The following is a 23,316-nucleotide window of genomic DNA, read 5'->3' on the forward strand; positions in this document are numbered from 1 at the left end:
GAAAGGTCAAGTCGCGCAATGGTTCATCTGTCACACATCCTGCTGCTGCTGGGCGTTGCGGTCGCCGTGGTGCTCATTTTTCAGCATCTGCACATTCCCACCAGCCTGGGCTACTTGCTGGTCGGGGTCATTCTCGGTCCGCACACGGTCGGACCGATTGTCGATGTACCGGAGTTCAAGACCATGGCGGAGTTTGGCGTGGTCTTTCTGCTGTTCACGATCGGGCTGAATTTCTCTTTGCCGCAGTTGCACGCCCTTCGCGATCAGGTGCTTGTGCTTGGCACGGGGCAGGTGGTCTTCACGACCACCTTGGTCGGTGTCACCGCTTGGTTGGCGGGACTGCCTGCCGCTGTGGCATTCGTCATCGGAGCGGTGTTTGCCCAGTCCTCCTCCACCATCATCGGCAGCCAGTTGGCAGAACAAAAGGAAGAGAACTCACCCCACGGCCGACTCGGGCTGGCAATGTCGGTGTTCCAGGACGTCACTGCGGTGCCTTTTCTGGTCGTCATTCCTGTGCTGGGCATGGCGGTGGGGGCCGATATCCTGGCTCTCGAGCTGGGTTGGGCAATGGTCAAAGCCCTGCTGGCGTTTTCCCTCGTGTTTTATGTTGGTCGCTGGTTGCTGCGCCCGCTGTTTCGCTTCGTCACGCGGCGCCGCTCAGCAGAGGTGTTTACGCTGGCCGTATTGCTAGTGGCATTGCTCGCCGCCTGGACGACCTTCAGCCTCGGCATGTCGCTGGCGTTCGGTGCGTTTCTGGCCGGCATGATGCTGGGCGAGACAGAGTTTCGTCACCAGGTTGAATCGAGCATCCGCCCTTTCCGAGACGTGCTGCTCGGCCTCTTTTTTATCGGTATCGGCATGTTGTTCGACCCGGCGGCGATCCCTCGCATATGGCATTGGGCTTTGCTTGGCACCTTGCTGCTGTTGGTGAGCAAGATCCTGCTGGTCGCGGCGATGGTGAAGAAGAGCGGCATTGACACTCTGATGGCGTGGCGCACGGCGTTGTTGCTGGCTGTGGGCGGAGAATTCGGTTTCGCCCTGCTGGCCATTGCCCTCGATGCCAAGGTGATCGACATCGATGTGGGGCAGATCGCGCTGACCGCCGTGCTGTTCTCGATGATTGCGGGGGCCTTTCTCATCCGCTTCAACCATGCCATCGCCTCCCGGCTGGTGGGCGTCCGCCGCGATGCAGACCAGGGCCTTGCGCACCCCTTGTCGGATGCTCCTGAACCGCAAGTGGTGATAGGTGGCTATGGTCGTGTCGGTCACACCATTGCCGTGTTGTTGCATGCCAGCAATGTGCCGTTTGTGGCCTTCGACACCGACCCGAAGCGGGTGATGCAAGGGCGGGCCGATGGTTACCCGGTGCTGTATGGCGATATCACCGATGCAGAGCTGCTGGCAGCGGTTCATGTGGAGCGGGCCGCCCTGGTTGTCATCACGCTGGATGATCACGCCAACGCGTTGCGCACCGTGGGGGTTTTGCGCAGCAGCTGCCCCCATGTTGCCGTCATCGCGCGGGCGCAAGACCTCGAATCGAGCTCACGACTCATTGACGCCGGAGCCACCCACGCCTATCCGGAGGCGATTGAAGCCAGCTTGCGCCTGGGAGCGACCGCGTTGCGGATGCTGTCGATTCCGACCGACGATATCGATAGCATGCTGCAGGATGTGCGCGATTGGGACTACAAACCCGTGCTCGAAAATGAAACCGCCCCGGAGAAAAATCCATGACATCGCTCACACGTATTCTCGCCGCCACTGATTTGTCGGCCCACGCTCGCCACGCGACTGAACGCGCCGCCCTCGTGAGCAAGGATACGGCTGCGCTGCTCGATCTGCTGCATGTGGCGAATCTGGCGCCTCTGGAGCGGCTGCGGCAGTTGATGGACACATCGCCAGAGGAGATGGAGCGGCGGGTGCTCGATGCTGCGCGGCAACGGCTCCACGATCTGGCAGCTTCACTCCAGCAACGCTACGGTGTGGTTGCGGGCACGCATGCGGTGGTCGGCCCTGTGTTGGCGGAACTGGCCAGGCAGGTCGATAGCCAGGATGCCGGTCTGCTGGTTTGCGGAGCCAAAGGGGAAAGCATCATTCGGCACCATTTGCTGGGAACGACGGCGCTACGGATGTTGAGCACGACGAAATGTCCTGTTCTGGTGGTCAAGCAGCCCCCGCACGAATCCTATCGTCGGCTCCTTGTGCCCGTCGATTTTTCGCCTTCATCGCTGCGCGCGATCCGGCATGCACGCAGCATTGCCCCACAGGCTGGCATCGTTCTGCTGCATACCTTTGAGGCTCCTTTCGAGGGGAAGTTGCGCTACGCCAGCGTGGATGAGGACACCATCAACGACTATCGGGTCGTTGCCAGACAGGAAGCCATCCAGAAACTCCACGCACTGTGCGAGAAAGCCGGGCTGTTGCCCTACGAAACCCACCAGATCGTCCTACATGGCAATCCGACCTTGCACATCATCGAGCAAGAACAGGAGCAGGATTGCGATCTGATCGTGGTGGGCAAGCACGGTGAGAGCGTGCTGGAGGATCTGCTGCTGGGCAGCGTCACCAGGTACGTTCTGGCCGAATCGCAAAGCGACGTCCTGGTGTCGGTGTGACCATGATCGAAGCCGGGTTGGACCCTGCCTGCCTCCGGGGGCAAACGAACATGATGTCGGCTATTGCTGCGCTTTCAGCGCAATTCGTGCAGAACATCCCTAGAACAAGTCACGATAGAGCCAGAACACCAGCGAGCCGCAATGCAGCACGATGGTGAGCCAGTACACCGCACGAAATTCCGCCTTGCTGGTTTTGTGCCGCATGTTTTGCTGGGCCAGCCAGGCAGCGGGCCAGCCGCCGAGCAGAGACAACAGGTGCAAATTTGACTCAGGAATGCGCCAACGGCCTGCACGTGCAGCGTTCTTGTCGGCCGCGTACATCCACAGCGTGACGACGTTCAGCGCCGCCAGGGCTGCGAGCGTCCACAGCGGCAGCCGCTGCGTCCACACGCCCCAGGCCAGCAAAGCGGCCCATACCAGCATCAGGCCATAGGCCAAGGATGCGCCGGTGGCGGGTGAGTGCGCTTTGCCCTGGCGTTGGTTTGTGCGGGGGGTAGGTGCCGAGCGCTTTGCGGGTGCCGGGCGTTGGGTGCGCTTGCTGTCGCTGCTGCGTGCGTCTTCGGCGCCCTGCGGGCTGGCCGCCGTGCGCACCGCCATGGCGCGCGGGCCTTTGCCGCCGACGTGGATTTCTTCAAACACCACGGCAAGGCCTTCGCGCGGGGGTGTGGCACCGCGGTAGTCGCGTACGTGAAAGAACACATCGCCTGCGCAATCGCCGCTGCGAATGAAGCCAAAGGCGCGCGTGGCGTCCCAGCGAACGATGGAGCCTTGCTTGGTCATGTGTTGTCGTTCATTCAGTGTGTGGGCCTTTGTGCAGGCAGCATCGCTCTATCGACAAAATTACTATGAAAAATATAGCTGCTTGCGCTTACTGGTAAATCGCTAGAGGCTAAAAATATATCAATTTTTCAGTAAAAAGCCGCCCGTAGGCGGCTGGCAATTCCAAGGGTGCTGCGCACCCCCGAAGGCATCACATCACCTTGGCAATCGACGCGCAGACGTAGTCGATGTTCTTGCTGTTGAGCGCGGCCACGCACATGCGACCGGTGTCGGTGCCGTACACGCCGAACTCGCTGCGCAGGCGCACCATTTGGTCTTTCGACAGGCCGGAGTAGCTGAACATGCCGATCTGCTGGGTGATGAAGGACATGTCCTTTTGCACACCGGCAGCCTTGAGGCCATCGACCAGCTTCTGGCGCATGGCCTTGATGCGCACGCGCATTTCGCCCAGCTCTTTTTCCCACAGGGCGCGCAGTTCGGGGTTGTTCAGCACGGCGGCCACCACGGCGCCGCCGTGCGTGGGCGGGTTGCTGTAGTTGGTGCGGATGACGATCTTGAGCTGGCTCAGCACGCGGCTGGCTTCTTCCTTGTCAGCGCACAGGACAGAGAGGCCACCCACGCGCTCGCCGTACAGGCTGAAGCTCTTGCTGAACGAGGTGGAGACAAAGAAGCTCAGACCCGAGGCGACGAACTTCTGGATCACTGCGCCGTCTTCCTGGATGCCGTGGCCAAAGCCCTGGTAGGCCATGTCGAGGAAGGCGGTGAGGTTTTTGGCCTTGACGACGGCGATGACCTGGTCCCACTGCGCGGGCGTGATGTCGTAGCCGGTGGGGTTGTGGCAGCAGGCGTGCAGCACCACGATGGTGCCGGGCGCGGCGGCGTTCAGGCTGGCCAGCATGCCGTCGAAGTTGACGCCGCGCTTCTCAGCGTCGTAGTAGGCGTAGGTATCCACGGTGAAACCTGCATTGGTGAACAAGGCGCGGTGGTTTTCCCAACTGGGGTCAGAGATCAGCACCTTGGCATCGGGGCTGACTTTCTTCAGGAAGTCGGCGCCGATTTTCAGGCCGCCGGTACCGCCAATGGCTTGCACCGTGGCCACGCGGCCCGATTGCACAGGCTCGGAGTCGGCACCAAAGACCAGGCCCTTGACGGCGTTGTCGTAGGCGGCGATGCCGTCGATGGGCAGGTAGCCGCGCGGGGTGGGCTTTTCCATCATGGTTTTTTCAGCCGCCTGCACGCAGGCCAGTAGCGGCAGCTTGCCGTTGTCATCGAAGTACACGCCCACGCCCAGGTTGACCTTGTGGGGGTTAGTGTCAGCGTTGAATTGCTCGTTGAGACCCAGGATGGGGTCGCGGGGGGCCATTTCGACGGCGGAGAACAGAGACATGGATCGTCCTTGGAGGGTGTAGGTGGCGGGCAAACCCAAGCTGCGTTAGGCTTTTGGGTTCACTCTCTGATTTTAGCGGCCCGCGCAGGCCGTGCCGCACCATGTCCATGCAAGAAACCGCCATCGAACCCGCCAAGGGGCAGTTCGTCCAGTTCCCCGGCTCGCCCTTCGAGCTGTACCAGCCTTACCCCCCTGCGGGCGACCAGCCCACCGCCATCGACCTGTTGGTGGAGGGAGTGAATGCGGGAGAGGTGTTCCAGACCCTGCTGGGTGTGACCGGCTCGGGCAAAACCTTCACCATGGCCAACGTGATTGCGCGCCTGGGCCGGGCTGCCATTGTGTTTGCGCCCAACAAGACGCTGGCGGCGCAGCTCTACAGCGAGTTCCGTGAGTTCTTTCCGAAGAACGCGGTGGAATACTTCGTCAGCTACTACGACTACTACCAGCCCGAGGCCTACGTGCCCCAGCGCGATCTGTTCATCGAAAAGGACAGCGCCATCAATGAGCACATCGAGCAGATGCGCCTGTCGTGCACCAAAAGCTTGCTGGAGCGGCGCGATGTGGTGATCGTGGCCACGGTGTCGGCCATTTACGGCATTGGCAACCCCGAGAGCTACCACCGCATGGTCATGACGCTGCGTGCGGGCGACAAACTGGGCCAGCGTGATGCGATTGCGCAGTTGGTGCGCATGCAGTACCAGCGCAATGACATGGACTTTTCGCGCGGCAATTTTCGCGTGCGGGGCGACACCATTGATGTGTTTCCGGCCGAGCATTCGGAGCTGGCCCTGCGCATTGAGCTGTTTGACGACGAGATCGAGAGTCTGCAACTGTTCGATCCGCTCACCGGCCGGGTGCGCCAGAACATTCCGCGCTTTACCGTGTACCCCAGCAGCCACTACGTCACGCCGCGCGACCAGGTGCTGCTGGCGGTCGAAGCCATCAAGGCCGAACTGTCGGAGCGCCTCAAGCAACTGCTGGCCGACGGCAAGCTGGTCGAAGCGCAGCGCCTGGAACAGCGCACGCGCTTTGACCTGGAAATGCTCAGCGAGGTGGGCCATTGCAAAGGCATCGAAAACTACTCGCGCCACCTGGCAGGCACGGCGGCGGGCGACCCGCCCAGCACGCTGACCGACTATTTGCCGCGCGATGCATTGATGTTTCTGGACGAGAGCCACCAGATGATCGGCCAGCTCAACGCCATGTACAACGGCGACCGCTCGCGCAAGACCACGTTGGTGGAATATGGCTTCCGGCTCCCCAGTGCGCTCGATAACCGGCCACTCAAGTTCGAGGAATTCGAAGCCCGCATGCGCCAGGTGGTGTTCGTGTCTGCCACTCCGGCCGACTACGAAAAGCAGCACGCGAGCCAGGTGGTCGAACAGGTGGTACGGCCCACGGGCCTGGTCGATCCCTTGGTGGAAGTGCGGCCCGCCACCCACCAGGTGGACGATGTGCTGCAGGAAATCCGCATCCGCGCCGACCTGGGTGAGCGCGTGCTGATCACCACGCTGACCAAGCGCATGGCTGAGCAGCTCACCGACTACCTGACCGACAACGGCGTCAAGGTGCGCTATCTGCACAGCGATGTGGACACTGTGGAGCGCGTGGAGATCATCCGCGACCTGCGGCTGGGCGCCTTCGATGTGCTGGTGGGTATCAACCTGCTGCGCGAGGGCCTGGATATTCCCGAAGTGTCGCTGGTGGCCATTCTGGATGCGGACAAGGAAGGTTTTTTGCGCTCCGAGCGCAGCCTGATCCAGACCATTGGCCGGGCGGCACGCAATGTTTCGGGCAAGGCCATTCTGTATGCCGACCGTGTGACCGATTCCATGGCACGCGCCATCGGCGAGACCGAGCGCAGGCGCGCCCGGCAGGTCGCATTCAATACCGCGAATGGCATTACGCCGCGCAGCATTGTCAAGCAGGTAAGAGACCTGATTGATGGCGTCTACAGCGAGAAGGCGGGCAAGGACGCCCAACGCCTGGAGCAAGAGGCACTGCAGCGCGCACGGGCGGAGGATATGTCGGAAAAAGACCTGGCCCGTGAGATCAAGCGGCTGGAGAAGCTGATGCTGGAACATGCCCGCAACCTGGAGTTTGAACAGGCTGCCCGCGTACGCGACCAGTTGGCACGCCTCAAAGACATGGCCTTTGGTGCCCATGGTAGCGACAATGCCCCTCTGGCAGGCTAGGAATACAAGGTTTTTGCAACTTGCATGGCGCAATTGCGACCATCTGGTTTTTTTACCCGACAAATTTGATATGGATTGTGCTAGAATGCCCTTAGCCGAAAACAAAAAACCACGATGAAGACCCGCAGCCACTGACTTGTTGCGGGACGGGTGGAGACGGTGTCCTGATAGGTCATGAACCATTCAGGCGTTTCACGAACCAACAAGCCAGATAAAGGAGCTTGCGATGCGTCTCACTACCAAAGGCCGTTTTGCGGTCACCGCGATGATCGATCTGGCCTTGCGCCAAGGCAATGGACCAGTCACCCTGGCTGCCATCAGCCAGCGCCAGCGCATTTCGCTGTCGTACCTGGAGCAGCTGTTTGGCAAACTGCGCCGCCATGAGCTGGTGGAATCCACCCGCGGCCCTGGCGGCGGTTACACGCTGGCGCGCAAAGCCGGTGACATCACCATTGCCGACATCATTGTGTCGGTTGATGAGCCCATCGATGCCACGCAATGCGGCGGCAAGGAAAACTGCATGGGCGAAGCCGGTCGTTGCATGACGCACGACCTCTGGGCCACCTTGAACCAGCGCGTGGTTGAGTTTCTGGACTCCGTCACGTTGCAAAAACTGGTGGACGAGCAGTTGGCCAAAGGCTTGACGATCGAAGACAAGCCGATGACCCGCCGTGCCATCTCCACCACGCCTGTGATCAAACCGATCCGCGTGAATGCCCCCAATTCAGTGTTTGCCCTGGGCAACGTGTTCGCCAAATCCTGAAGACCCTGATAGAGAAGCGGGTGGCTGCGTGCCGACCGGCGCGCGGTGCGCGTTTGCGGCAAGCTACCCGCCTGTGCACTGCAATTGCCAGCCCGAAGACCTGACCGAGCCAGCTATGGACATGACTCCCCACTTTCCGATTTATCTTGACTACGGCGCCACCACGCCAGTGGATCCGCGCGTCGTGGACGCCATGATTCCCTGGCTGCGCGAGCATTTTGGCAATCCTGCATCCCGTAGCCACGCCTGGGGCTGGGAAGCCGAAGAGGCCGTGGAAAAGGCCCGCGTCCAGGTGGCTGAGTTGATCGGCGCAGACCCGCGCGAAATCGTCTGGACCAGCGGCGCCACGGAATCGAACAACCTGGCCATCAAGGGCGCCGCCCATTTCTACAAGGGCAAGGGCAAGCACCTCATCACGGTCAAGACCGAGCACAAGGCTGTGCTGGACGTGATGCGCGAGCTGGAGCGCCAGGGTTTTGAGGTCACCTACCTGAACGTGCAGGAAAACGGCTTGCTGGACTTCGACGCGCTCAAGGCGGCGATTCGCCCCGACACCATCTTGATCAGCGTGATGTTTGTGAACAACGAGATCGGCGTGATCCAGGACATTCCGGCCATTGGCGCGATGTGCCGTGAAAAGGGCATCATCTTCCATGTGGATGCAGCGCAAGCCACGGGCAAGCTGCCTATCGACCTGGCCACGTTGCCGGTCGACCTGATGAGTCTGGCCTCACACAAAACCTATGGCCCCAAGGGCATTGGCGCTCTGTATGTGCGCCGCAAGCCGCGCATTCGCCTCGAAGCCCAGATGCACGGCGGCGGTCATGAGCGCGGTATGCGCTCGGGTACGCTGCCCACGCACCAGATTGTGGGCATGGGCGAGGCGTTCCGCATCGCCCGTGAGGAAATGGCGCAAGACCTTGCCAAGGCGCACAGCCTGCAAAAGCGTTTGCTCGATGGCCTGACCGATATGGAGCAGGTGTTCATCAACGGTGACATGGCGCAGCGCGTGCCGCACAACCTGAACATCAGCTTCAACTATGTAGAGGGCGAGTCGCTCATCATGGGGATCAAGGGCCTGGCGGTGTCGTCGGGTTCAGCCTGCACTTCGGCCAGCCTGGAACCCAGCTATGTGCTGCGTGCCCTGGGCCGCAGCGACGAGCTGGCGCACAGCAGCTTGCGCATGACGATTGGCCGCTTCACTACGGCCGAGGAAATCGACTACGCCATCGGCACGATCCGTGAAAACGTAGCCCGGCTGCGCGACCTCAGCCCCCTGTGGGACATGTACAAGGATGGCGTGGACCTGAGCACAATCCAGTGGGCCGCGCACTGAGCCTGCAGGCATTGCCCGCAGCACCCGTTATTTGAATCGAGGAGGTAAACACCATGGCTTACTCAGAAAAAGTGATCGACCATTACGAGAATCCGCGCAATGTGGGTTCGTTTGACAAGGGCGATGATTCCGTGGGCACCGGCATGGTCGGCGCCCCGGCCTGCGGCGACGTGATGAAGCTGCAGATCAAGGTCAACCCCGAAACGGGTGTCATTGAGGATGCACGCTTCAAGACCTATGGCTGTGGCTCGGCTATCGCTTCATCATCGCTGGTGACCGAATGGGTCAAGGGCAAGACGCTGGACCAGGCGGCGGCCCTCAAGAACAGCGAAATTGCCCAGGAACTGGCGTTGCCGCCGGTCAAGATTCACTGCTCCATCCTTGCAGAAGACGCCATCAAGGCGGCGGTGCAGGACTACAAAACCAAACACGGCACCGCTGTTGCCGCCTGAAACCATGGCAATTACCCTGACCGAAGCGGCAGCCCGGCATGTCAGCCGTTACCTGTCGCGGCGTGGCAAGGGCCTGGGAGTGCGTCTGGGTGTCAAGACCAGCGGTTGCTCGGGCCTGGCGTACAAGCTCGAATACGTGGACGACGCTGAGCCGGAAGACATCATTTTCGAGAACCACGGCGTGAAGGTGCTGATCGATCCCAAGAGCCTGGCCTATATCGACGGCACGGAGCTGGACTTCGTGCGTGAGGGGCTGAATGAAGGCTTTCGCTTCAGCAACCCGAACGAACGTGACCGCTGCGGATGTGGAGAGAGCTTCCGCGTCTGACCCTGGCCCGCTGAACTGTAAAACCGCCATCGCGCACCGTGTTGGCGGTTTTTTTGCTGATATGAACCTTCAATCCGACGATTTTGAGTTGTTTGGTGTGCCAAGGCGTTTTGCCCAGGAGCGCAGTGCGCTCGATGCACGCTGGAAAGAACTGCAGCGTGAAGCCCACCCCGACCGCCATACCGCCAGCAATGCCGCAGTACAACGCCAGGCCATGCAATGGTCGGTGCGCATCAACGAGGCGTATCAGCGCATCAAGGACCCGCTGCGCCGGGCGGCCTACCTGTGTGAGTTGAACGGTGCGCCGATCCGCGCTGAGGACAACACCGCCATGCCCGCTGATTTTTTGGTGCAGCAAATGGAATGGCGCGAAGCGCTCGAAGATGCAGAAAATCTGGCCGAAGTCGATGCGCTGGAAGCCCAGGTGCACCAGGCCCGGCGCACCACCCTGGAGCGCTGCGCCGATTTCATCGACCAGCAGCAGGACTATGCTGCTGCAGCCCGCCAGGTCAGAGCCCTCATGTTCATTGCGCGTTTTGCGCTCGACATCGAGCGCAAGCAGGAGCAACTGGGACAATAGCGCCCAGACCTATCGATTTTTCGTGCCGCCGAGCGTGCAGGCGCATCCCCCAGACAAGACAGGAACCCATGGCGCTGTTGCAGATTTCCGAACCCGGCCAGTCCCCCGCACCCCACCAGCGACGCATTGCTGTGGGTATTGACCTGGGCACCACCCATTCGCTGGTGGCCGCTGTGCGCAACGGCGTGGCTGAATGCCTGCCCGATGGCGAAGGCCGGGTGCTGCTGCCTTCGGTCGTGCGTTACCTGCAGGGCGGGGGCCGCCAGATTGGGTATGCTGCCGTGGCAGCGCAGCAGGGTGATGCCGGTAACACCATTGCCTCCGCAAAGCGTCTGATGGGGCGGGGCCTGGCCGATATTGCCCAGGTCGACAAGTTGCCTTATGAGCTGGTGGCCGCAGGGCAGGGTGGCGGCATGGTCAGCATTGCCACGGCCGATGGCACCAAATCGCCGGTAGAGGTCAGCGCCGAGATCCTGGCCAGCCTGCGCCAGCGGGCCGAAGACACTTTCGATGACGACCTGTATGGCGCCGTGATCACCGTGCCGGCCTACTTTGACGATGCCCAGCGCCAGGCCACCAAGGATGCCGCGCAACTGGCGGGTATCAACCTCCTGCGCCTTATCAATGAGCCCACGGCTGCCGCGATTGCCTATGGCCTGGACAACGCCAGCGAAGGCGTTTATGCCGTTTATGACCTGGGCGGCGGAACCTTTGACATTTCCATCTTGCGGCTGACGCAAGGGGTTTTTGAGGTGCTGGCCACGGGTGGTGACTCAGCCCTGGGAGGAGATGACTACGACACGGCGCTGGCCGATTGGGTGTTGGCGCAGTGCGGTGTGCAGGTGCACACCCCGGCCGACAAGACGGCGGCGCAATTGGCTGCACGGGCCTGCAAAGAGGCGTTGACTGCTACCAAAAATGTAGTTTATAGCGCCCTATTGGCGGGCTCTAGAGTAAGTTTTGATGTCAATCGCAATGATTTCGAGGCAGCTACGGCTGCGCTCACGGCGCGCTCGCTTGCCGCCGTGCGCAGGGCGCTGCGCGATGCCCAGCTGACCCGCGATGACGTGCAGGGCGTGGTCATGGTGGGTGGCTCCACACGTATGCCGCAGGTGCAACGTGCCGTTGGAGATTTTTTCGGCCGTGAACCTCTGACCAACCTGGACCCTGACGAAGTGGTCGCCCTGGGCGCCGCCATCCAGGCCAACCAGCTGGCGGGTAACAACACCACGGGTGATTTGCTGCTGCTGGACGTGATCCCGCTCTCACTGGGTGTGGAGACCATGGGCGGGTTGGTGGAGCGCATCGTTGCGCGCAACGAGACGATTCCCACCGCCAAGGCCCAGGATTTCACCACCTATAAAGATGGCCAGACCGCCCTGGCCATCCATGTAGTGCAAGGCGAACGCGATCTGGTGCAGGATTGCCGCAGCCTGGCACGCTTTGAGTTGCGGGGCATTCCCCCCATGGCGGCGGGCGCCGCGCGCATCCGTGTCACTTTTACCGTCGATGCCGATGGCCTGCTCAGCGTGGGTGCGCGCGAGCAAATCAGCGGTGTGGAAGCGTATATCGACGTCAAGCCCAGCTATGGGCTGAGTGACGAACAGATCGCCCGCATGCTGCAGGAGGGCTTCTCCACGGCCGCGCAGGACATGCAGGCGCGCGCCTTGGTAGAAGCCCGTGTCGATGCCGACCGCATGCTGATCGCCACGCAAAGTGCACTCGACGCGGATGGCGATATCCTGTCTCCGAGCGAGCGCGACAGCATTGACGCTCTCATGAACGCCTTGCGCCAAACAGTTTCGGTGGCCGATAGCGCCGCCACGCTGGAAGACGCCACGCAGGCCCTGGCCAAGGGTACGGAGGCCTTTGCTGCTCAGCGCATGAACCGCGGCATCCGCCAGGCGCTGGCCGGTAAAAACGTCCAGACCCTCTAACATTCAATACACGCCATGCCTGTCATCAAAATCCTGCCCCACCCCGAGTATTGCCCCGCAGGCACCGAGATCACTGCCCCCGTGGGCACCTCGATCTGCGAGGCCTTGCTGGAAAACCATATCAACATCGAGCACGCCTGCGACATGAGCTGTGCCTGCACGACCTGCCATGTCATCGTGCGCGATGGTTTTTCTTCGCTCAATGAGGCCGAAGAAGAAGAGGAAGACCTGCTTGACCGCGCCTGGGGCCTGGAGCCGCAGTCACGCCTGAGCTGCCAGACCATACTGACAACCCGGGATGTGACCATAGAGATTCCCAAATACTCGATCAACCACGCCAAGGAAAACCACTGATGGTTGTTGACCCCCACGTTGACTATTCACTGCTCGCCTCTGAGGCGGCGCACGCCCCCTTTGGGGCGGCCCGGCGGAGCGCATGATGCGCCAGATCGTTCTGGACACGGAAACCACGGGCCTGTCGGCAGAAGGCGGCGACCGGATCATCGAGATTGGCTGCGTCGAACTCGTGGCCCGCAAGCTGACGGGGAACAACAAGCACTTCTACTTGAACCCAGGGCGCGACAGCCACGAGGATGCGCTCAAGGTGCACGGCATCAGCAATGAGTTCCTGCGCGACAAGCCCCGCTTCGAGGCCGTGGCCGACGAGCTGCTCGAATACCTGCAGGGTGCTGAGATCATCATCCACAACGCGGCGTTCGACGTCAGCTTTCTCAACAAGGAACTGGAGCTGTCGGGTCGACCCGCGTTCCGCACCCACGTTGCGCAGGTGACCGACACCTTGGCCATGGCCAAGGAGCTGTATCCCGGCAAGCGCAATTCGCTCGATGCGCTGTGCGATCGCCTGGGTGTGGACAACTCCAGTCGCACCCTGCATGGTGCACTGCTGGATGCAGAGTTGCTGGCAGACGTCTACATCAATCTCACCCGCGGTCAAGATGCGCTGCTGATGACCGATGACTCTGCCGGTGCTTCCGCAGGGGGTGTGTTCGTGCCTGCAGTCGATTTGCGTAGCCTGGCGCTGCAGGTTCTTCGTGCCAATGCACAGGAGTTGACGGCCCACGAGCAAATCCTGGTTCAGATCGACAAGGACAGCAAAGGCAAAACAATTTGGCGTAGTTTGGAAGGCGCCTAAAAAAGCTGTGCCATAATTGAAGGCTTGTTGCAGTTAGCATAATTAGGGTGATTAGCTCAGTGGTAGAGCACTGCCTTCACACGGCAGGGGTCGCAGGTTCAAACCCTGCATCACCCACCAATATTCCTCAGTCTGCATTCTTTCTCGATTGCAGACCTGACGGGCGATTAGCTCAGCGGTAGAGCACTGCCTTCACACGGCAGGGGTCACATGTTCGATCCATGTATCGCCCACCATTTACATTGCCGCCTCGCACCCCTGCCAGTCCGCTCATCGCGGACTGGCATTGTTTTTGGCTACTGCAAAGAGGAAGATCGCCCGTAACGGACGCATTCACTGGCAATGGAATCGGCCCCGCGTTGCGCCGTCTGGCGTGGTATTTTTCGCCGATGCGTCCCTGCGGCCTATCGGGGGCAGTGTGGTTCATCCATTCCTTTGAGGCTGACCCACGGTCCAAACACCTGTGAAATCTACAGAGCCGTAAGAAGGCGCTCCTGTACCCTCCCGTCACTGCAGAGGCTCAGCCCTTCGCCACGCTGGCGCCCCGGTGGTCGTGCCAGCGTTGCTGGTGTTTTGCGGGTTGTACCCGGACAGTACAGACCAGCTTTTCTCCGGTGTACAGACCTGAGGGGGGTTTCCGACTGGTTCTATACCGTAGCCGTCACGGGGTTCTGGTGTTGATCGCGACCAGCCGTTTGGACGACATCCGCCTGGGGCCGGACGCCGCCGCGCCCGACCAAAACGGGTGGCACACCAGCGGCTGCACGCGAGGCGCTTGAATTGACCTTCTCTTACTGGGAATTTCACGCTTGGGCGGTGTACGGCCCGATGGGTATGGTGCTGGCCTACTTCGGGTTTCGCTACCACCTGCCGCCCACGCTGCGCTCGGGCTGGCCAGTCTCCAGTCGTCACTGGCAATGGTACGCATGTTCCTGGGCCCGCTCAGGCGCTGTGTGGCCAGTGCGTGGGCATGGGCATGGGCCCAACCTTTTGCTTGTTGTACCAAGCCCAATCAGACATCAGTCGGCCGACATTGCACGCCACAAAATCTGGAACAGTTCATTGAACTGATCGGTCAGTGGCGTTTTTTCTTCGCGCACGATGTGCATCAGCACGACCCGGCCGATCATGCCCATGAAGACATCCAGCAGCACCTTGGATGACACCTTGCTGTTGAGCACGCCCCGGGACTGGCCATCCTTGAAGACCCCCAAAAAAGCACCCATCAGCTTGGGGCTTTCGTAGATGTCGATGTTCTTGTACCGCGATACGGGCACGGCCGTGAACATCAGCAGCATCAAGGCGGGGTGCTTGTCCATGTAGTCCAGAGTGACCCAGCAGGTTTTGCGCAGGCGTTCGCGGACACCGTCAATGCCCTGCAGGTGGTCGATCATGCGTTCGGCCAGGCGGCCCAGCATCACGTCGAGCATGGTGTAGACCAGCACTTCCTTGCTGCCGAAGTACTTGTAGATCGTCTGCAATGAGACATTGGCGGCGCGCGCCACGTCGATCAGGCCTACTTCATGGAAATCACGGCTGGAAAAGAGCGCCAGAACTGCTTTTTCGATGCGCGCCTGGGTGTCGCTGCGCATCTGCGAAAGCTGGGCACTGCGGTGAAGCTTGGCGCCTGTCTGTGCAGGCGGAGCGTCGGGTGTCGGAGCAAGGGGGGGAGCTGTCATGGAAATTTATATTACCAAATGAGCTATGGCAGCGGAAGAAAATTGCGTCAACTTGTCATCCAGAGCCGGTTTGGTCAAGATACGGACTGTTGCGTCACCCTCATATTCTCTTGTATGAAAAGGGTGATGGCACATGCAAGAGCTTGCAGATGGGTCTGTGTCGGCACACCAATTTTCGGTAACTGAAATTACTAATTTGGTGGTGCGATACATCGATGCAAGTTCTTTTGTTTGCATTACCGGAGGATTTGAACCCGTGGCTATTCAAAATTTTGCCCCTGCCTGGATGACCGAAGAGCACCAGATGCTGTACGACTCGGCACGTCGTTTTTTCAAGGAGCAGTGGGCACCCAAGGACGAAGCCTGGCGCAAGGCGGGCATGTTGGACCGCGAAGCCTGGGAAGAGGCAGGCGCCAATGGTTTTCTGTGTGCTTCCATGCCCGAGGAATACGGCGGTGGCGGGGGAGATTTTGGCCATGAGGCGGTGCTCATCCTGGCGCAGGGCTCGGCCAACGTTTCGGGATTTGGCGGCTCGCTGCACTCGGGCATCGTGGCGCCCTACATCCTGCACCATGGCACCGAAGAGCAGAAGAAGCGCTGGCTGCCGCGCCTGGCCACGGGCGAGCTGATTGGCGCCATTGCCATGACCGAACCGGGCACGGGCTCGGACCTGCAGGCGGTGCGCACCACCGCGATCAAAGAGGGCGAAAACTACCGCATCAACGGCAGCAAGACCTTCATCACCAATGGGCAGCTGGCCAACCTCGTCATTGTGGTCTGCAAGACCGATAAGGACCAGGGAGCGCAAGGCATGTCGCTGATGGTGGTTGAGACCGACCAGGTGCAGGGCTTCCGCCGCGGCCGCAATCTCGACAAACTGGGTATGGATGCGCAGGACACCTCGGAGTTGTTTTTTGACGATGTGGTGATTCCGGCTGCCAACCTGTTGGGTGAGCATGAGGGACAGGGCTTCGTGCAACTGATGCAGGAGTTGCCGCAGGAGCGCCTGATCGTGGCGTTTGCAGGTATTGCCGCCATGGAGCTGGCCATGCAGGAAACGCTGGCCTACACCAAGGAGCGCAAGGCGTTTGGCAAGCCGATCTTCTCGTTCCAAAACACCCGTTTCAAGCTGGCCGAATGCCAGGCACTGCTGATGGCCTCGCGCGCGCTGGTCGATGCGGCCATGGTGGCGCACCTCCAGGGTGGGCTAGGCGTGGACCGTGCCGCGCTTATCAAATACTGGATTAGCGACAACCAGTGCAAGCTGATCGACGAATGCCTGCAGCTCTTTGGTGGCTACGGCTACATGAAGGAATACCCCATCGCCCGCCTGTATGCCGATGCCCGCGTGCAGCGCATCTACGGCGGCACCAACGAAATCATGAAGGAACTGGCTTCGCGTTTTCTGTGATGCCAGACCAGAAAAACTTTAACCATTGAAGGAGCTTCCATGACCGAAGCCTATATTTTCGACGCCGTGCGTACCCCGCGCGGCAAGGGTAAAAAAGATGGCGGCCTGCACCAGGCCACGCCCGTGTGGCTGCTGCGCACGCTGCTGCAGGCCTTGCAGCAGCGCAACCAGCTCGATACCGCGCTGGTGGACGATCTCGTTCTCGGCTGTGTCACCCCGGTAGGAGAGCAGGGTGCCGACATCGCCCGTACAGCCGTGCTGGATGCTGGCTGGGCGCAAAGTGTGGCTGGCGTGACGCTCTCGCGCTTCTGTGCCTCGGGCCTGGAGGCTGTGAACCTGGCCACGGCCAAGATCATGTCCGGCATGGAGGACATGGTCGTTGCGGGAGGTGTCGAATCCATGAGCCGCTGGGCCATGGGCAGTGACGGTGGAGCGTGGGTGATGGACCCACGCATCAACAGCGGAACGGCCTTTGTGCCCCAGGGCATCGGCGCCGACCTGATTGCCACGCTGGAGGGCTTCAGCCGCCAGGACCTGGATGCCTTTGCAGCCGAGTCGCACCGCCGTGCGGCGGCCGCACAGGCCGGGGGGCGCTTTGCAAAATCGCTGGTCGCGGTCACGGATATCAATGGCATGACCTGGCTGGACCATGACGAAACCATCCGCCCGGGGACCTCGGTCGAATTGCTCGCCAAGCTCAATTCCTCGTTCGAAATGATGGGCGCCATGGGTTTTGATTCCACGGCGCTGGACAAGTACACCACCATCGAGAAGATCCACCACCACCACCACGCGGGCAACTCCTCGGGCATTGTCGATGGCGCGGCGTTGATGCTGCTGGGCAGCAAGGCTGCGGGCGATAAGGCGGGCCTCAAGCCCCGCGCCAAGGTGCGAATGTGCGCCGTCATCGGCTCCGAGCCCACCATCATGCTGACCGGCCCCACGCCGGCGGTGCGCAAGGCCCTGGCCAAGGCGGGCATGGCGGCATCTGACATCGACCTGTGGGAAATCAACGAGGCCTTCGCCACCGTGCCGATGAAGACGGCGCGCGACCTGGGCGTTTCGCTCGACCGCGTGAATGTGAACGGTGGTGCCATCGCCATGGGCCACCCCCTGGGCGCTACGGGCGCCATCATCCTGGGCACGGCGCTGGACGAGCTGGAACGCACCGGCAAAGCCACAGCCATGGCCACCCTGTGCGTCGGTGCCGGCATGGGCATCGCGACCATCATCGAACGCGTTTGAGGAAAGGCCGAACCATGACACAGAACAACACCATCGCCTTCGACGTGGATGCCAGCGGCATCGGCCTGGTCACCTTCGACCAGCCTGGCCGCGTGATGAATGTGCTTACGCCCGAGCTGCTGGGCGGCTTCGCCACCCTTCTGGAGCGGCTGGAGAAAGAAGACTCTCTCAAAGGGCTGGTCATCACCTCCGGCAAGCCCTCCTTCATCGTGGGCGCCGATATTGACCAGCTCAGCCAGATCACCACCGTAGAGCAGGCTTTCCAGCTCGGCGAAGAACTCAAGGCCCTGCTGCGCCGCATGGAGAAATGCGGCAAGCCCGTGGTGGCCGCCCTCAACGGGACCACGCTGGGCGGCGGCCTGGAACTGGCGCTGGCCTGCCACGCCCGCTTCGCCATCGACGACCCCAAGGCCAAGATCGGCCTGCCCGAGGTCAAGCTGGGCCTGCTGCCCGGCGCCGGTGGCACGCAGCGCCTGCCGCGCCTGATCGGCATCCAGAAGAGCTTTGAACTCATCACCCAGGGCACGGAGCTGAGCCCCGCCAAGGCCAAGGGCCTGGGCATCGTCAACGACCTGGCGGCCACGCGCGAGGAGCTGCTGCAAAAGGCGCGTGACTGGTGCCTGGCCAACCCCAAGCCCGTGCAGCCCTGGGACGCCAAGGGCTTCCGCATCCCCGGCGGCGACAGCAAGAGCCCGTCCGTGGTGCAGATGCTGGCCATCGCGCCCTCCATGGCCAACGCCAAGGCGCATGGCAACTACCCGGCCATCACGCACATCATGAGCTGCCTGTTCGAAGGCTGCCTGCTCGACATCGACAACGCGCTGCAGGTCGAGTCGCGCTACTTCGCGGCCTGCATCGTCTCGCAGATCAGCAAGAACATGATCGGCACGCTGTGGTATCAGCTGGGTGCCATCAAGAAGGGCCAGTCGCGCCCCGCGAACCAGCCGCAGGGCAAAGTCAAAAAGGTCGGCATCCTGGGTGCGGGCATGATGGGCGCGGGCATCGCCTACGTCTCGGCCAAGGCTGGCATCGACGTGGTACTGCTCGACACCACGCATGAGAACGCCGACAAGGGCAAGGCCTACTCGCAGGGCCTGCTGGACAAGGCCCTGTCGCGCGGCAAGACCACGCAGGACAAGCGAGATGCGCTGCTTGCGCGCATCCAGCCGACCACGCGCTACGAAGACCTGCAGGGCTGCGACCTGGTGGTGGAGGCCGTGTTCGAGGACCGCGCCATCAAGGCCGACTGCACCAAGCTGGCCGAGGCCGTGATCGGCGAGGACGCGGTGTTCGCCTCCAACACCTCCACGCTGCCCATCACCGGCCTGGCCCAGGTGAGCCGCCGCCCGGCGCACTTCATCGGCCTGCATTTCTTCTCGCCCGTGGACAAGATGCCGCTGGTCGAGATCATCGTGGGCGAGAAGACGTCGGACGCCACGCTGGCGCGCGGTTTCGACTACGTGCTGCAGATCGGCAAGACGCCCATCGTGGTGAATGACAGCCGGGGCTTCTATACCTCGCGTGTGTTCGCCACCTACGTGATGGAGGGCATCGCCATGCTGGCCGAGGGCGTGCATCCGCGCTCCATCGAGGTGGCGGGCGTCAAGGCCGGCATGCCCATGCCGCCGCTGGCCCTGCAGGACGAGGTGTCGCTGAGCCTGTCGCTGCACGTGAGCGACCAGACGCGCCGCGACCTGGAGGCCGAAGGCAAGAGCTACCCCACGCACCCTGGCGAGGCCGTGCTGCGCAAGCTCTGCGCCGAACTGGGCCGCGTCGGCAAGAAGGCCGGCAAGGGCTTTTACGACTACCAGGGCAAGGAAAAGAGCCTGTGGCCGGAGCTGACCACCCTGTACCCGCCGCGCGCCGACCAGCCCACGCAGCAGGAGCTGGTGGACCGGCTGATGTTCATCCAGGCCAACGAGGCCGCGCGCTGCTTCGAGGAAAACGTGGTGCGCTCGGTGGCCGACGCCAACATCGGCTCCATCTTCGGCTGGGGCTTCGCGCCGCACCAGGGCGGCGCGCTGCAGTTCATCAACGCCATGGGCGTACAGCGCTTCGTAGCGCGCTCGCGTGAACTGGCGCGGCAGCATGGCGCGCGCTTCGAGCCCGCGGCCATTCTGGTCCAGATGGCGCAGGAAAACGCGAGGTTCCAGGATGCGTGATCCCGCCCTGGCCAGCGTGTACGTGGACTACTTCAACGAAACGCACGGCATGGTGCGCGACACCATGCGCCGCTTCGTCAACGAGGCGGTCAAGCCGCACATCGACGCATGGGAAGAGGCGGGCGGTTTCCCGCGCGAGGTGTACCAGCAGGCCGGCAGCCTGGGCCTGCTGGGCATAGGCCACCCCACCGAGTTCGGCGGCTCGGGCGAGCAGGACGTGTTCCTGAAGGTAGCCGCCAGCGAGGAACTGATGCGCAGCGGCTCGGGTGGCTTCGTCGCCAGCCTGGGTTCGCTGGACATCGGCCTGCCGCCGGTCTGGCGCACGGGTTCGGACGAGCTCAAGCAGCGCATCGTGCCGCAGGTGCTCGCGGGCGAGAAGATCATCGCCCTGGCCATCACCGAGCCCAGCGGCGGCTCGGACGTGGCCAACCTCAAGACCCGCGCGGTGCGTGATGGCGACCACTATGTGGTCAACGGCTCCAAGACCTTCATCACCTCGGGCGCGCGCGCCGACTACTACACCGTGGCCGTGCGCACGGGCGAGGCGGGTTTTGGCGGCGTCTCGCTGCTGCTCATCGAGAAGGGCACGCCGGGCTTCACCGTGGGGCGCACGCTCAAGAAGATGGGCTGGTGGGCCTCGGATACGGCCGAGCTGTTCTTCCAGGACTGCCGCGTGCCGGCGGAAAACCTGCTGGGGCCGGAGAACTCGGGCTTCTTCACCATCATGGCCAACTTCCAGGCCGAGCGCCTGAGCCTGGCCATCATGGCGACCATGACGGCGCAGCTCGCGCTGGAGCAATGCCTGGCCTACGTGAAGGAGCGCACCACCTTCGGCAAGCCGCTGTCCAAGCACCAGGTCATCCGCCACAAGCTGGCCGAAATGGCCACGCAGGTGAACGTGGCGCGGGAGTACACCTACCGCTGCGCCGCGCGCATGCAGGCGGGCGAGTCGGCGATTGCCGAGGTCTCCATGGCCAAGAACTTCGCCACCTCGGTGTCCACCATGGTCACGGATGAGGCGGTGCAGATCTTTGGCGGCATGGGCTACATGCGCGAGTCGCTGGTCGAGCGCCTGTACCGCGACAACCGCATCCTCTCGATCGGTGGCGGCACGCACGAGATCATGAACGAGATCATTTCTAAGCAATTGGGACTCTGATGGGCGATACCGCATTGCCACCGTTGCTGTCCGGCCTGCGCGTGCTCGACCTCACGCGCAACCTGCCCGGTCCCTTCGCCACGCGCCTGCTGGCCGACCTGGGCGCCACCATCGTCAAGGTGGAGCCGCCCGAGGGTGACCCGGCGCGGCCGCTGGCGGCGCTGTTCGAGGCGCTCAACCACGGCAAGGAATGCCGCAGCATCGACTTCCGCAGCAGCGCCGACCTGGACCGCCTGCGCGCCTGGGTGCAGGAGGCCGACGTGCTGCTCGACAGCTTCCGCCCCGGTGTGCTGCAGGGCCTGGGGCTGGATGCGGCCACGTTGCACGCGCTGAACCCGCGCCTGGTGATGGTGTCCATCACCGGCTACGGCCAGCACGGCCCCTGGGCGCAGAAGGCGGGGCACGACCTGAACTTCATGGCGCTGTCGGGCGTGCTGGACCAGATGCGCGCGCCCACGGGCGAACTGGCCCTGTCCAACGTGCAGTGGGGCGACCTCGCGGGCGGCAGCGCCATGGCCTGCATCGCCGTGCTGGCGGCCGTGTTCGAGGCACAGAAGACGGGGCAGGGTCGGCACCTGGACGTGAGCATGGTCCATGGCCTGCACGCCCAACTGGTCATGCCCCAGGCCACGGGCGCCATGCTGGCGCCGCTGCTGGGGCGCCGCCCCGGCGCGGGCGAAGACTTGCTCAACGGCGTGCTGCCTTGCTACAACCTCTACGCCACGCAGGACGGGCGCCACCTGGCCGTGGGGGCGCTGGAGTTCAAGTTCTGGAAGGCAGCGTGCGAGGTCTTTGGCCGCGCTGACTGGGTGGCGCAGCACTGGCAACGCGGGCAACTGCCGGGCTCGCCCGAGTCCGCCGCTCTGCGCGATGCGGTGGCGCGGCTTGTGGCGTCGCACCCGCTGGAGTACTGGAGCGAGCGCTTTGCACAGGCCGATGCCTGCGTAACGCCGGTGCTCACGCTGGAAGAAGCGCAGGCGCACCCCTTGTTCGCGGATGGGGTGCGGCACCAGCCCTGGGCCGAGATACTGCCCTGATGCGGGCTTAAATCATGCTGCGCCGCTTTTACACTCAGCAGCATGATCACCTTTCACAACCCGCTGCACCACCTGCACGCTCCGGCCTATGAGTTTTTCCGGGGTGAGCGGGTGCCGTGTTTCGAGAAGCCTGCGCGCGTTGACTATGTCGAGACCCGCCTGACCGAGCAAGGCCATGTGCTGCTGGCGCCTGACCACGACAGCACCCCTGCGCTGGCCCAGGTGCATATGCTGCGCTACCTGCAATTCCTCACGACGGCCTGGTCGCAGTGGCTGGCGCTCGATCCGGCCAACGCCGATGTCCAGCCCTTTCCGTCGGTCTGGCCTGTGCGTACCCTGCGCAGCGACATCGAACCCGACAACTTCGTTGCCCGCCTCGGGCTGTATTCCATGGACAACGGCTCACCCTTGGCCGCTGGCACCTGGCAGGCAGCCAAGGCCGGCGCCGATGCTGCTGCCAGCGCAGCAGTGCGCGTGGCCGGTGGTGCGCGCGCTGCGTTCTGCTGTACACGCCCGCCGGGTCACCATGCAGGGCCTGACTTTATGGGGGGTTACTGCTTTCTCAACAACGCGGCGGTGGCCGCGCAAACGCTGCGCGATCAGGGCGCCGCCCGCGTTGCCGTGCTGGACGTCGACTACCACCACGGCAACGGCACGCAGGGCATTTTTTATGACCGCGCCGATGTGCTGTTCGTCAGCATCCACGGCGACCCGCGCACCGAATATCCGTTCTACCTGGGCCATGCCGATGAAGCCGGTGAAGGCGCCGGGGCTGGCTTCAACCTCAACCTTCCGCTGGCAGCGGGGAGCTCTGTCGTGGCCTGGTTTGACGCCCTGGATCAGGCCTGTGCGCGCATTGCGGCGGATGGTGTCGATGCCCTGGTGGTATCGCTGGGGCTCGATACCTATGAGGGTGATCCGATCTCGCGCTTTGCGCTGGCGTCGCCCGACTTCTTGCGGCTGGGCGAACGCCTGGCGCGGCTGGGCATGCCGACGGTGTTTGTGTTGGAGGGGGGCTATGCGGCTGCAGAACTGGGCACCAATGCCGTGAACGTGCTCGATGGTTTTGAACAGGCTTGACGGCAGAAGGAATGGGT

The 23,316-nt window shown here is 62.5% G+C and carries 20 protein-coding genes, 2 tRNA genes and 1 pseudogene; 20 read left to right on the forward strand and 3 right to left on the reverse strand.

The window, feature by feature from the left end; genetic code table 11:
* Window positions 1–18: 18 nt before the first annotated feature.
* Together C8D04_RS04245 and C8D04_RS04250 are read left to right on the forward strand one after the other, a co-directional pair.
* Window positions 19–1,734: a cation:proton antiporter gene (locus C8D04_RS04245; RefSeq protein ID WP_116003740.1), complete on the forward strand. Its 1,716-nt coding sequence runs from the start codon at window positions 19–21 to the stop codon at window positions 1,732–1,734.
* Window positions 1,731–2,615, forward strand: coding sequence for a universal stress protein (locus C8D04_RS04250; protein ID WP_116003741.1), 885 nt, complete (start codon window positions 1,731–1,733; stop codon window positions 2,613–2,615). The genes C8D04_RS04245 and C8D04_RS04250 overlap by 4 nt, the downstream gene beginning before the upstream one ends.
* Window positions 2,616–2,714: 99 nt before the next feature.
* Here the strand turns inward: C8D04_RS04250 and C8D04_RS04255 are convergent, their stop codons facing one another.
* A complete protein-coding gene (locus C8D04_RS04255; protein WP_116003742.1) occupies window positions 2,715–3,395 on the reverse strand; it encodes a DUF1294 domain-containing protein in 681 nt (226 codons plus the stop codon).
* Between the two features lie 190 nt (window positions 3,396–3,585).
* On the reverse strand, window positions 3,586–4,782 hold the full coding sequence (locus C8D04_RS04260) for an amino acid aminotransferase (protein WP_116003743.1): 1,197 nt from the start codon (window positions 4,780–4,782) through the stop codon (window positions 3,586–3,588).
* Window positions 4,783–4,883: 101 nt separating this feature from the next.
* Here C8D04_RS04260 and uvrB point away from each other — a divergent pair, with 101 nt between their 5' ends.
* From uvrB to C8D04_RS18895, 12 genes and pseudogenes are all read left to right on the forward strand, one after another.
* Window positions 4,884–6,977: an excinuclease ABC subunit UvrB gene (gene uvrB / locus C8D04_RS04265; protein WP_116003744.1), complete on the forward strand. Its 2,094-nt coding sequence runs from the start codon at window positions 4,884–4,886 to the stop codon at window positions 6,975–6,977.
* Window positions 6,978–7,203: 226 nt separating this feature from the next.
* On the forward strand, window positions 7,204–7,740 hold the full coding sequence (gene iscR / locus C8D04_RS04270; protein ID WP_116003745.1) for a Fe-S cluster assembly transcriptional regulator IscR: 537 nt from the start codon (window positions 7,204–7,206) through the stop codon (window positions 7,738–7,740).
* A gap of 115 nt (window positions 7,741–7,855) precedes the next feature.
* Complete coding sequence (locus C8D04_RS04275) at window positions 7,856–9,076, forward strand: IscS subfamily cysteine desulfurase (RefSeq protein WP_116003746.1); 1,221 nt, start codon at window positions 7,856–7,858, stop codon at window positions 9,074–9,076.
* Between the two features lie 53 nt (window positions 9,077–9,129).
* On the forward strand, window positions 9,130–9,528 hold the full coding sequence (gene iscU, locus C8D04_RS04280; protein ID WP_116003747.1) for a Fe-S cluster assembly scaffold IscU: 399 nt from the start codon (window positions 9,130–9,132) through the stop codon (window positions 9,526–9,528).
* 4 nt (window positions 9,529–9,532) lie between these two features.
* Window positions 9,533–9,856, forward strand: coding sequence for an iron-sulfur cluster assembly protein IscA (gene iscA / locus C8D04_RS04285; protein ID WP_116003748.1), 324 nt, complete (start codon window positions 9,533–9,535; stop codon window positions 9,854–9,856).
* Window positions 9,857–9,917: 61 nt separating this feature from the next.
* Complete coding sequence (gene hscB / locus C8D04_RS04290) at window positions 9,918–10,436, forward strand: Fe-S protein assembly co-chaperone HscB (RefSeq protein WP_116003749.1); 519 nt, start codon at window positions 9,918–9,920, stop codon at window positions 10,434–10,436.
* Between the two features lie 68 nt (window positions 10,437–10,504).
* Window positions 10,505–12,373, forward strand: a complete 1,869-nt coding sequence (gene hscA / locus C8D04_RS04295; protein ID WP_116003750.1) for a Fe-S protein assembly chaperone HscA — start codon at window positions 10,505–10,507, stop codon at window positions 12,371–12,373.
* Window positions 12,374–12,388: 15 nt separating this feature from the next.
* On the forward strand, window positions 12,389–12,727 hold the full coding sequence (fdx, locus tag C8D04_RS04300; RefSeq protein ID WP_116003751.1) for an ISC system 2Fe-2S type ferredoxin: 339 nt from the start codon (window positions 12,389–12,391) through the stop codon (window positions 12,725–12,727).
* 82 nt (window positions 12,728–12,809) lie between these two features.
* The gene (dnaQ, locus tag C8D04_RS04305; protein ID WP_116003752.1) at window positions 12,810–13,526 is read left to right on the forward strand and encodes a DNA polymerase III subunit epsilon; all 717 of its coding nucleotides are present in this window, start codon (window positions 12,810–12,812) and stop codon (window positions 13,524–13,526) included.
* Window positions 13,527–13,571: 45 nt separating this feature from the next.
* A tRNA-Val gene (locus tag C8D04_RS04310) sits at window positions 13,572–13,646 on the forward strand.
* Window positions 13,647–13,687: 41 nt separating this feature from the next.
* Window positions 13,688–13,762, forward strand: a tRNA-Val gene (locus C8D04_RS04315).
* Window positions 13,763–14,165: 403 nt separating this feature from the next.
* Window positions 14,166–14,426 (forward strand): annotated as a pseudogene (locus C8D04_RS18895) (BCCT family transporter); the annotation flags it as partial.
* 119 nt (window positions 14,427–14,545) lie between these two features.
* On the opposite strand, the gene C8D04_RS04325 reads toward C8D04_RS18895, so the two are convergent.
* On the reverse strand, window positions 14,546–15,205 hold the full coding sequence (locus C8D04_RS04325; protein WP_116003753.1) for a TetR/AcrR family transcriptional regulator: 660 nt from the start codon (window positions 15,203–15,205) through the stop codon (window positions 14,546–14,548).
* Between the two features lie 256 nt (window positions 15,206–15,461).
* Here C8D04_RS04325 and C8D04_RS04330 point away from each other — a divergent pair, with 256 nt between their 5' ends.
* The 6 genes from C8D04_RS04330 to C8D04_RS04355 are packed head-to-tail and all read left to right on the forward strand — an operon-like array spanning window position 15,462 to window position 23,299.
* On the forward strand, window positions 15,462–16,616 hold the full coding sequence (locus C8D04_RS04330; protein ID WP_233521102.1) for an acyl-CoA dehydrogenase family protein: 1,155 nt from the start codon (window positions 15,462–15,464) through the stop codon (window positions 16,614–16,616).
* A 39-nt stretch (window positions 16,617–16,655) separates the two neighbouring features.
* Complete coding sequence (locus C8D04_RS04335) at window positions 16,656–17,861, forward strand: acetyl-CoA C-acetyltransferase (RefSeq protein WP_116003755.1); 1,206 nt, start codon at window positions 16,656–16,658, stop codon at window positions 17,859–17,861.
* A 14-nt stretch (window positions 17,862–17,875) separates the two neighbouring features.
* Window positions 17,876–20,023, forward strand: a complete 2,148-nt coding sequence (locus C8D04_RS04340; protein ID WP_116003756.1) for a 3-hydroxyacyl-CoA dehydrogenase NAD-binding domain-containing protein — start codon at window positions 17,876–17,878, stop codon at window positions 20,021–20,023.
* Between the two features lie 49 nt (window positions 20,024–20,072).
* The gene (locus C8D04_RS04345) at window positions 20,073–21,182 is read left to right on the forward strand and encodes an acyl-CoA dehydrogenase family protein (RefSeq protein WP_197905059.1); all 1,110 of its coding nucleotides are present in this window, start codon (window positions 20,073–20,075) and stop codon (window positions 21,180–21,182) included.
* Window positions 21,182–22,219: a CoA transferase gene (locus C8D04_RS04350; RefSeq protein WP_116003758.1), complete on the forward strand. Its 1,038-nt coding sequence runs from the start codon at window positions 21,182–21,184 to the stop codon at window positions 22,217–22,219. The genes C8D04_RS04345 and C8D04_RS04350 overlap by 1 nt, the downstream gene beginning before the upstream one ends.
* A gap of 42 nt (window positions 22,220–22,261) precedes the next feature.
* Window positions 22,262–23,299 carry a histone deacetylase family protein gene (locus tag C8D04_RS04355; RefSeq protein WP_116003759.1) on the forward strand — a complete coding sequence of 346 codons (1,038 nt, stop codon included), beginning with the start codon at window positions 22,262–22,264 and terminating at the stop codon, window positions 23,297–23,299.
* Window positions 23,300–23,316: the final 17 nt, after the last annotated feature.

The organism is Simplicispira sp. 125 (assembly GCF_003096555.1).
GTDB lineage: Bacteria > Pseudomonadota > Gammaproteobacteria > Burkholderiales > Burkholderiaceae_C > Simplicispira.

Excerpts from the sequence above, each read along its gene's own strand:
- C8D04_RS04275 (WP_116003746.1), top strand. The coding sequence starts at position 7,856 with ATGGACATGACTCCCCACTTTCCGATTTATCTTGACTACGGCGCCACC.
- C8D04_RS04260 (WP_116003743.1), bottom strand. The coding sequence starts at position 4,782 with ATGTCTCTGTTCTCCGCCGTCGAAATGGCCCCCCGCGACCCCATCCTG.
- iscU (WP_116003747.1), top strand. The coding sequence starts at position 9,130 with ATGGCTTACTCAGAAAAAGTGATCGACCATTACGAGAATCCGCGCAAT.
- C8D04_RS04350 (WP_116003758.1), top strand. The coding sequence starts at position 21,182 with ATGGGCGATACCGCATTGCCACCGTTGCTGTCCGGCCTGCGCGTGCTC.
- uvrB (WP_116003744.1), top strand. The coding sequence starts at position 4,884 with ATGTCCATGCAAGAAACCGCCATCGAACCCGCCAAGGGGCAGTTCGTC.
- iscR (WP_116003745.1), top strand. The coding sequence starts at position 7,204 with ATGCGTCTCACTACCAAAGGCCGTTTTGCGGTCACCGCGATGATCGAT.
- fdx (WP_116003751.1), top strand. The coding sequence starts at position 12,389 with ATGCCTGTCATCAAAATCCTGCCCCACCCCGAGTATTGCCCCGCAGGC.
- hscB (WP_116003749.1), top strand. The coding sequence starts at position 9,918 with ATGAACCTTCAATCCGACGATTTTGAGTTGTTTGGTGTGCCAAGGCGT.
- C8D04_RS04355 (WP_116003759.1), top strand. The coding sequence starts at position 22,262 with ATGATCACCTTTCACAACCCGCTGCACCACCTGCACGCTCCGGCCTAT.
- C8D04_RS04340 (WP_116003756.1), top strand. The coding sequence starts at position 17,876 with ATGACACAGAACAACACCATCGCCTTCGACGTGGATGCCAGCGGCATC.
- dnaQ (WP_116003752.1), top strand. The coding sequence starts at position 12,810 with ATGATGCGCCAGATCGTTCTGGACACGGAAACCACGGGCCTGTCGGCA.
- C8D04_RS04245 (WP_116003740.1), top strand. The coding sequence starts at position 19 with ATGGTTCATCTGTCACACATCCTGCTGCTGCTGGGCGTTGCGGTCGCC.
- C8D04_RS04345 (WP_197905059.1), top strand. The coding sequence starts at position 20,073 with ATGGTGCGCGACACCATGCGCCGCTTCGTCAACGAGGCGGTCAAGCCG.
- C8D04_RS04255 (WP_116003742.1), bottom strand. The coding sequence starts at position 3,395 with ATGACCAAGCAAGGCTCCATCGTTCGCTGGGACGCCACGCGCGCCTTT.
- hscA (WP_116003750.1), top strand. The coding sequence starts at position 10,505 with ATGGCGCTGTTGCAGATTTCCGAACCCGGCCAGTCCCCCGCACCCCAC.
- C8D04_RS04250 (WP_116003741.1), top strand. The coding sequence starts at position 1,731 with ATGACATCGCTCACACGTATTCTCGCCGCCACTGATTTGTCGGCCCAC.
- C8D04_RS04335 (WP_116003755.1), top strand. The coding sequence starts at position 16,656 with ATGACCGAAGCCTATATTTTCGACGCCGTGCGTACCCCGCGCGGCAAG.
- C8D04_RS04325 (WP_116003753.1), bottom strand. The coding sequence starts at position 15,205 with ATGACAGCTCCCCCCCTTGCTCCGACACCCGACGCTCCGCCTGCACAG.
- iscA (WP_116003748.1), top strand. The coding sequence starts at position 9,533 with ATGGCAATTACCCTGACCGAAGCGGCAGCCCGGCATGTCAGCCGTTAC.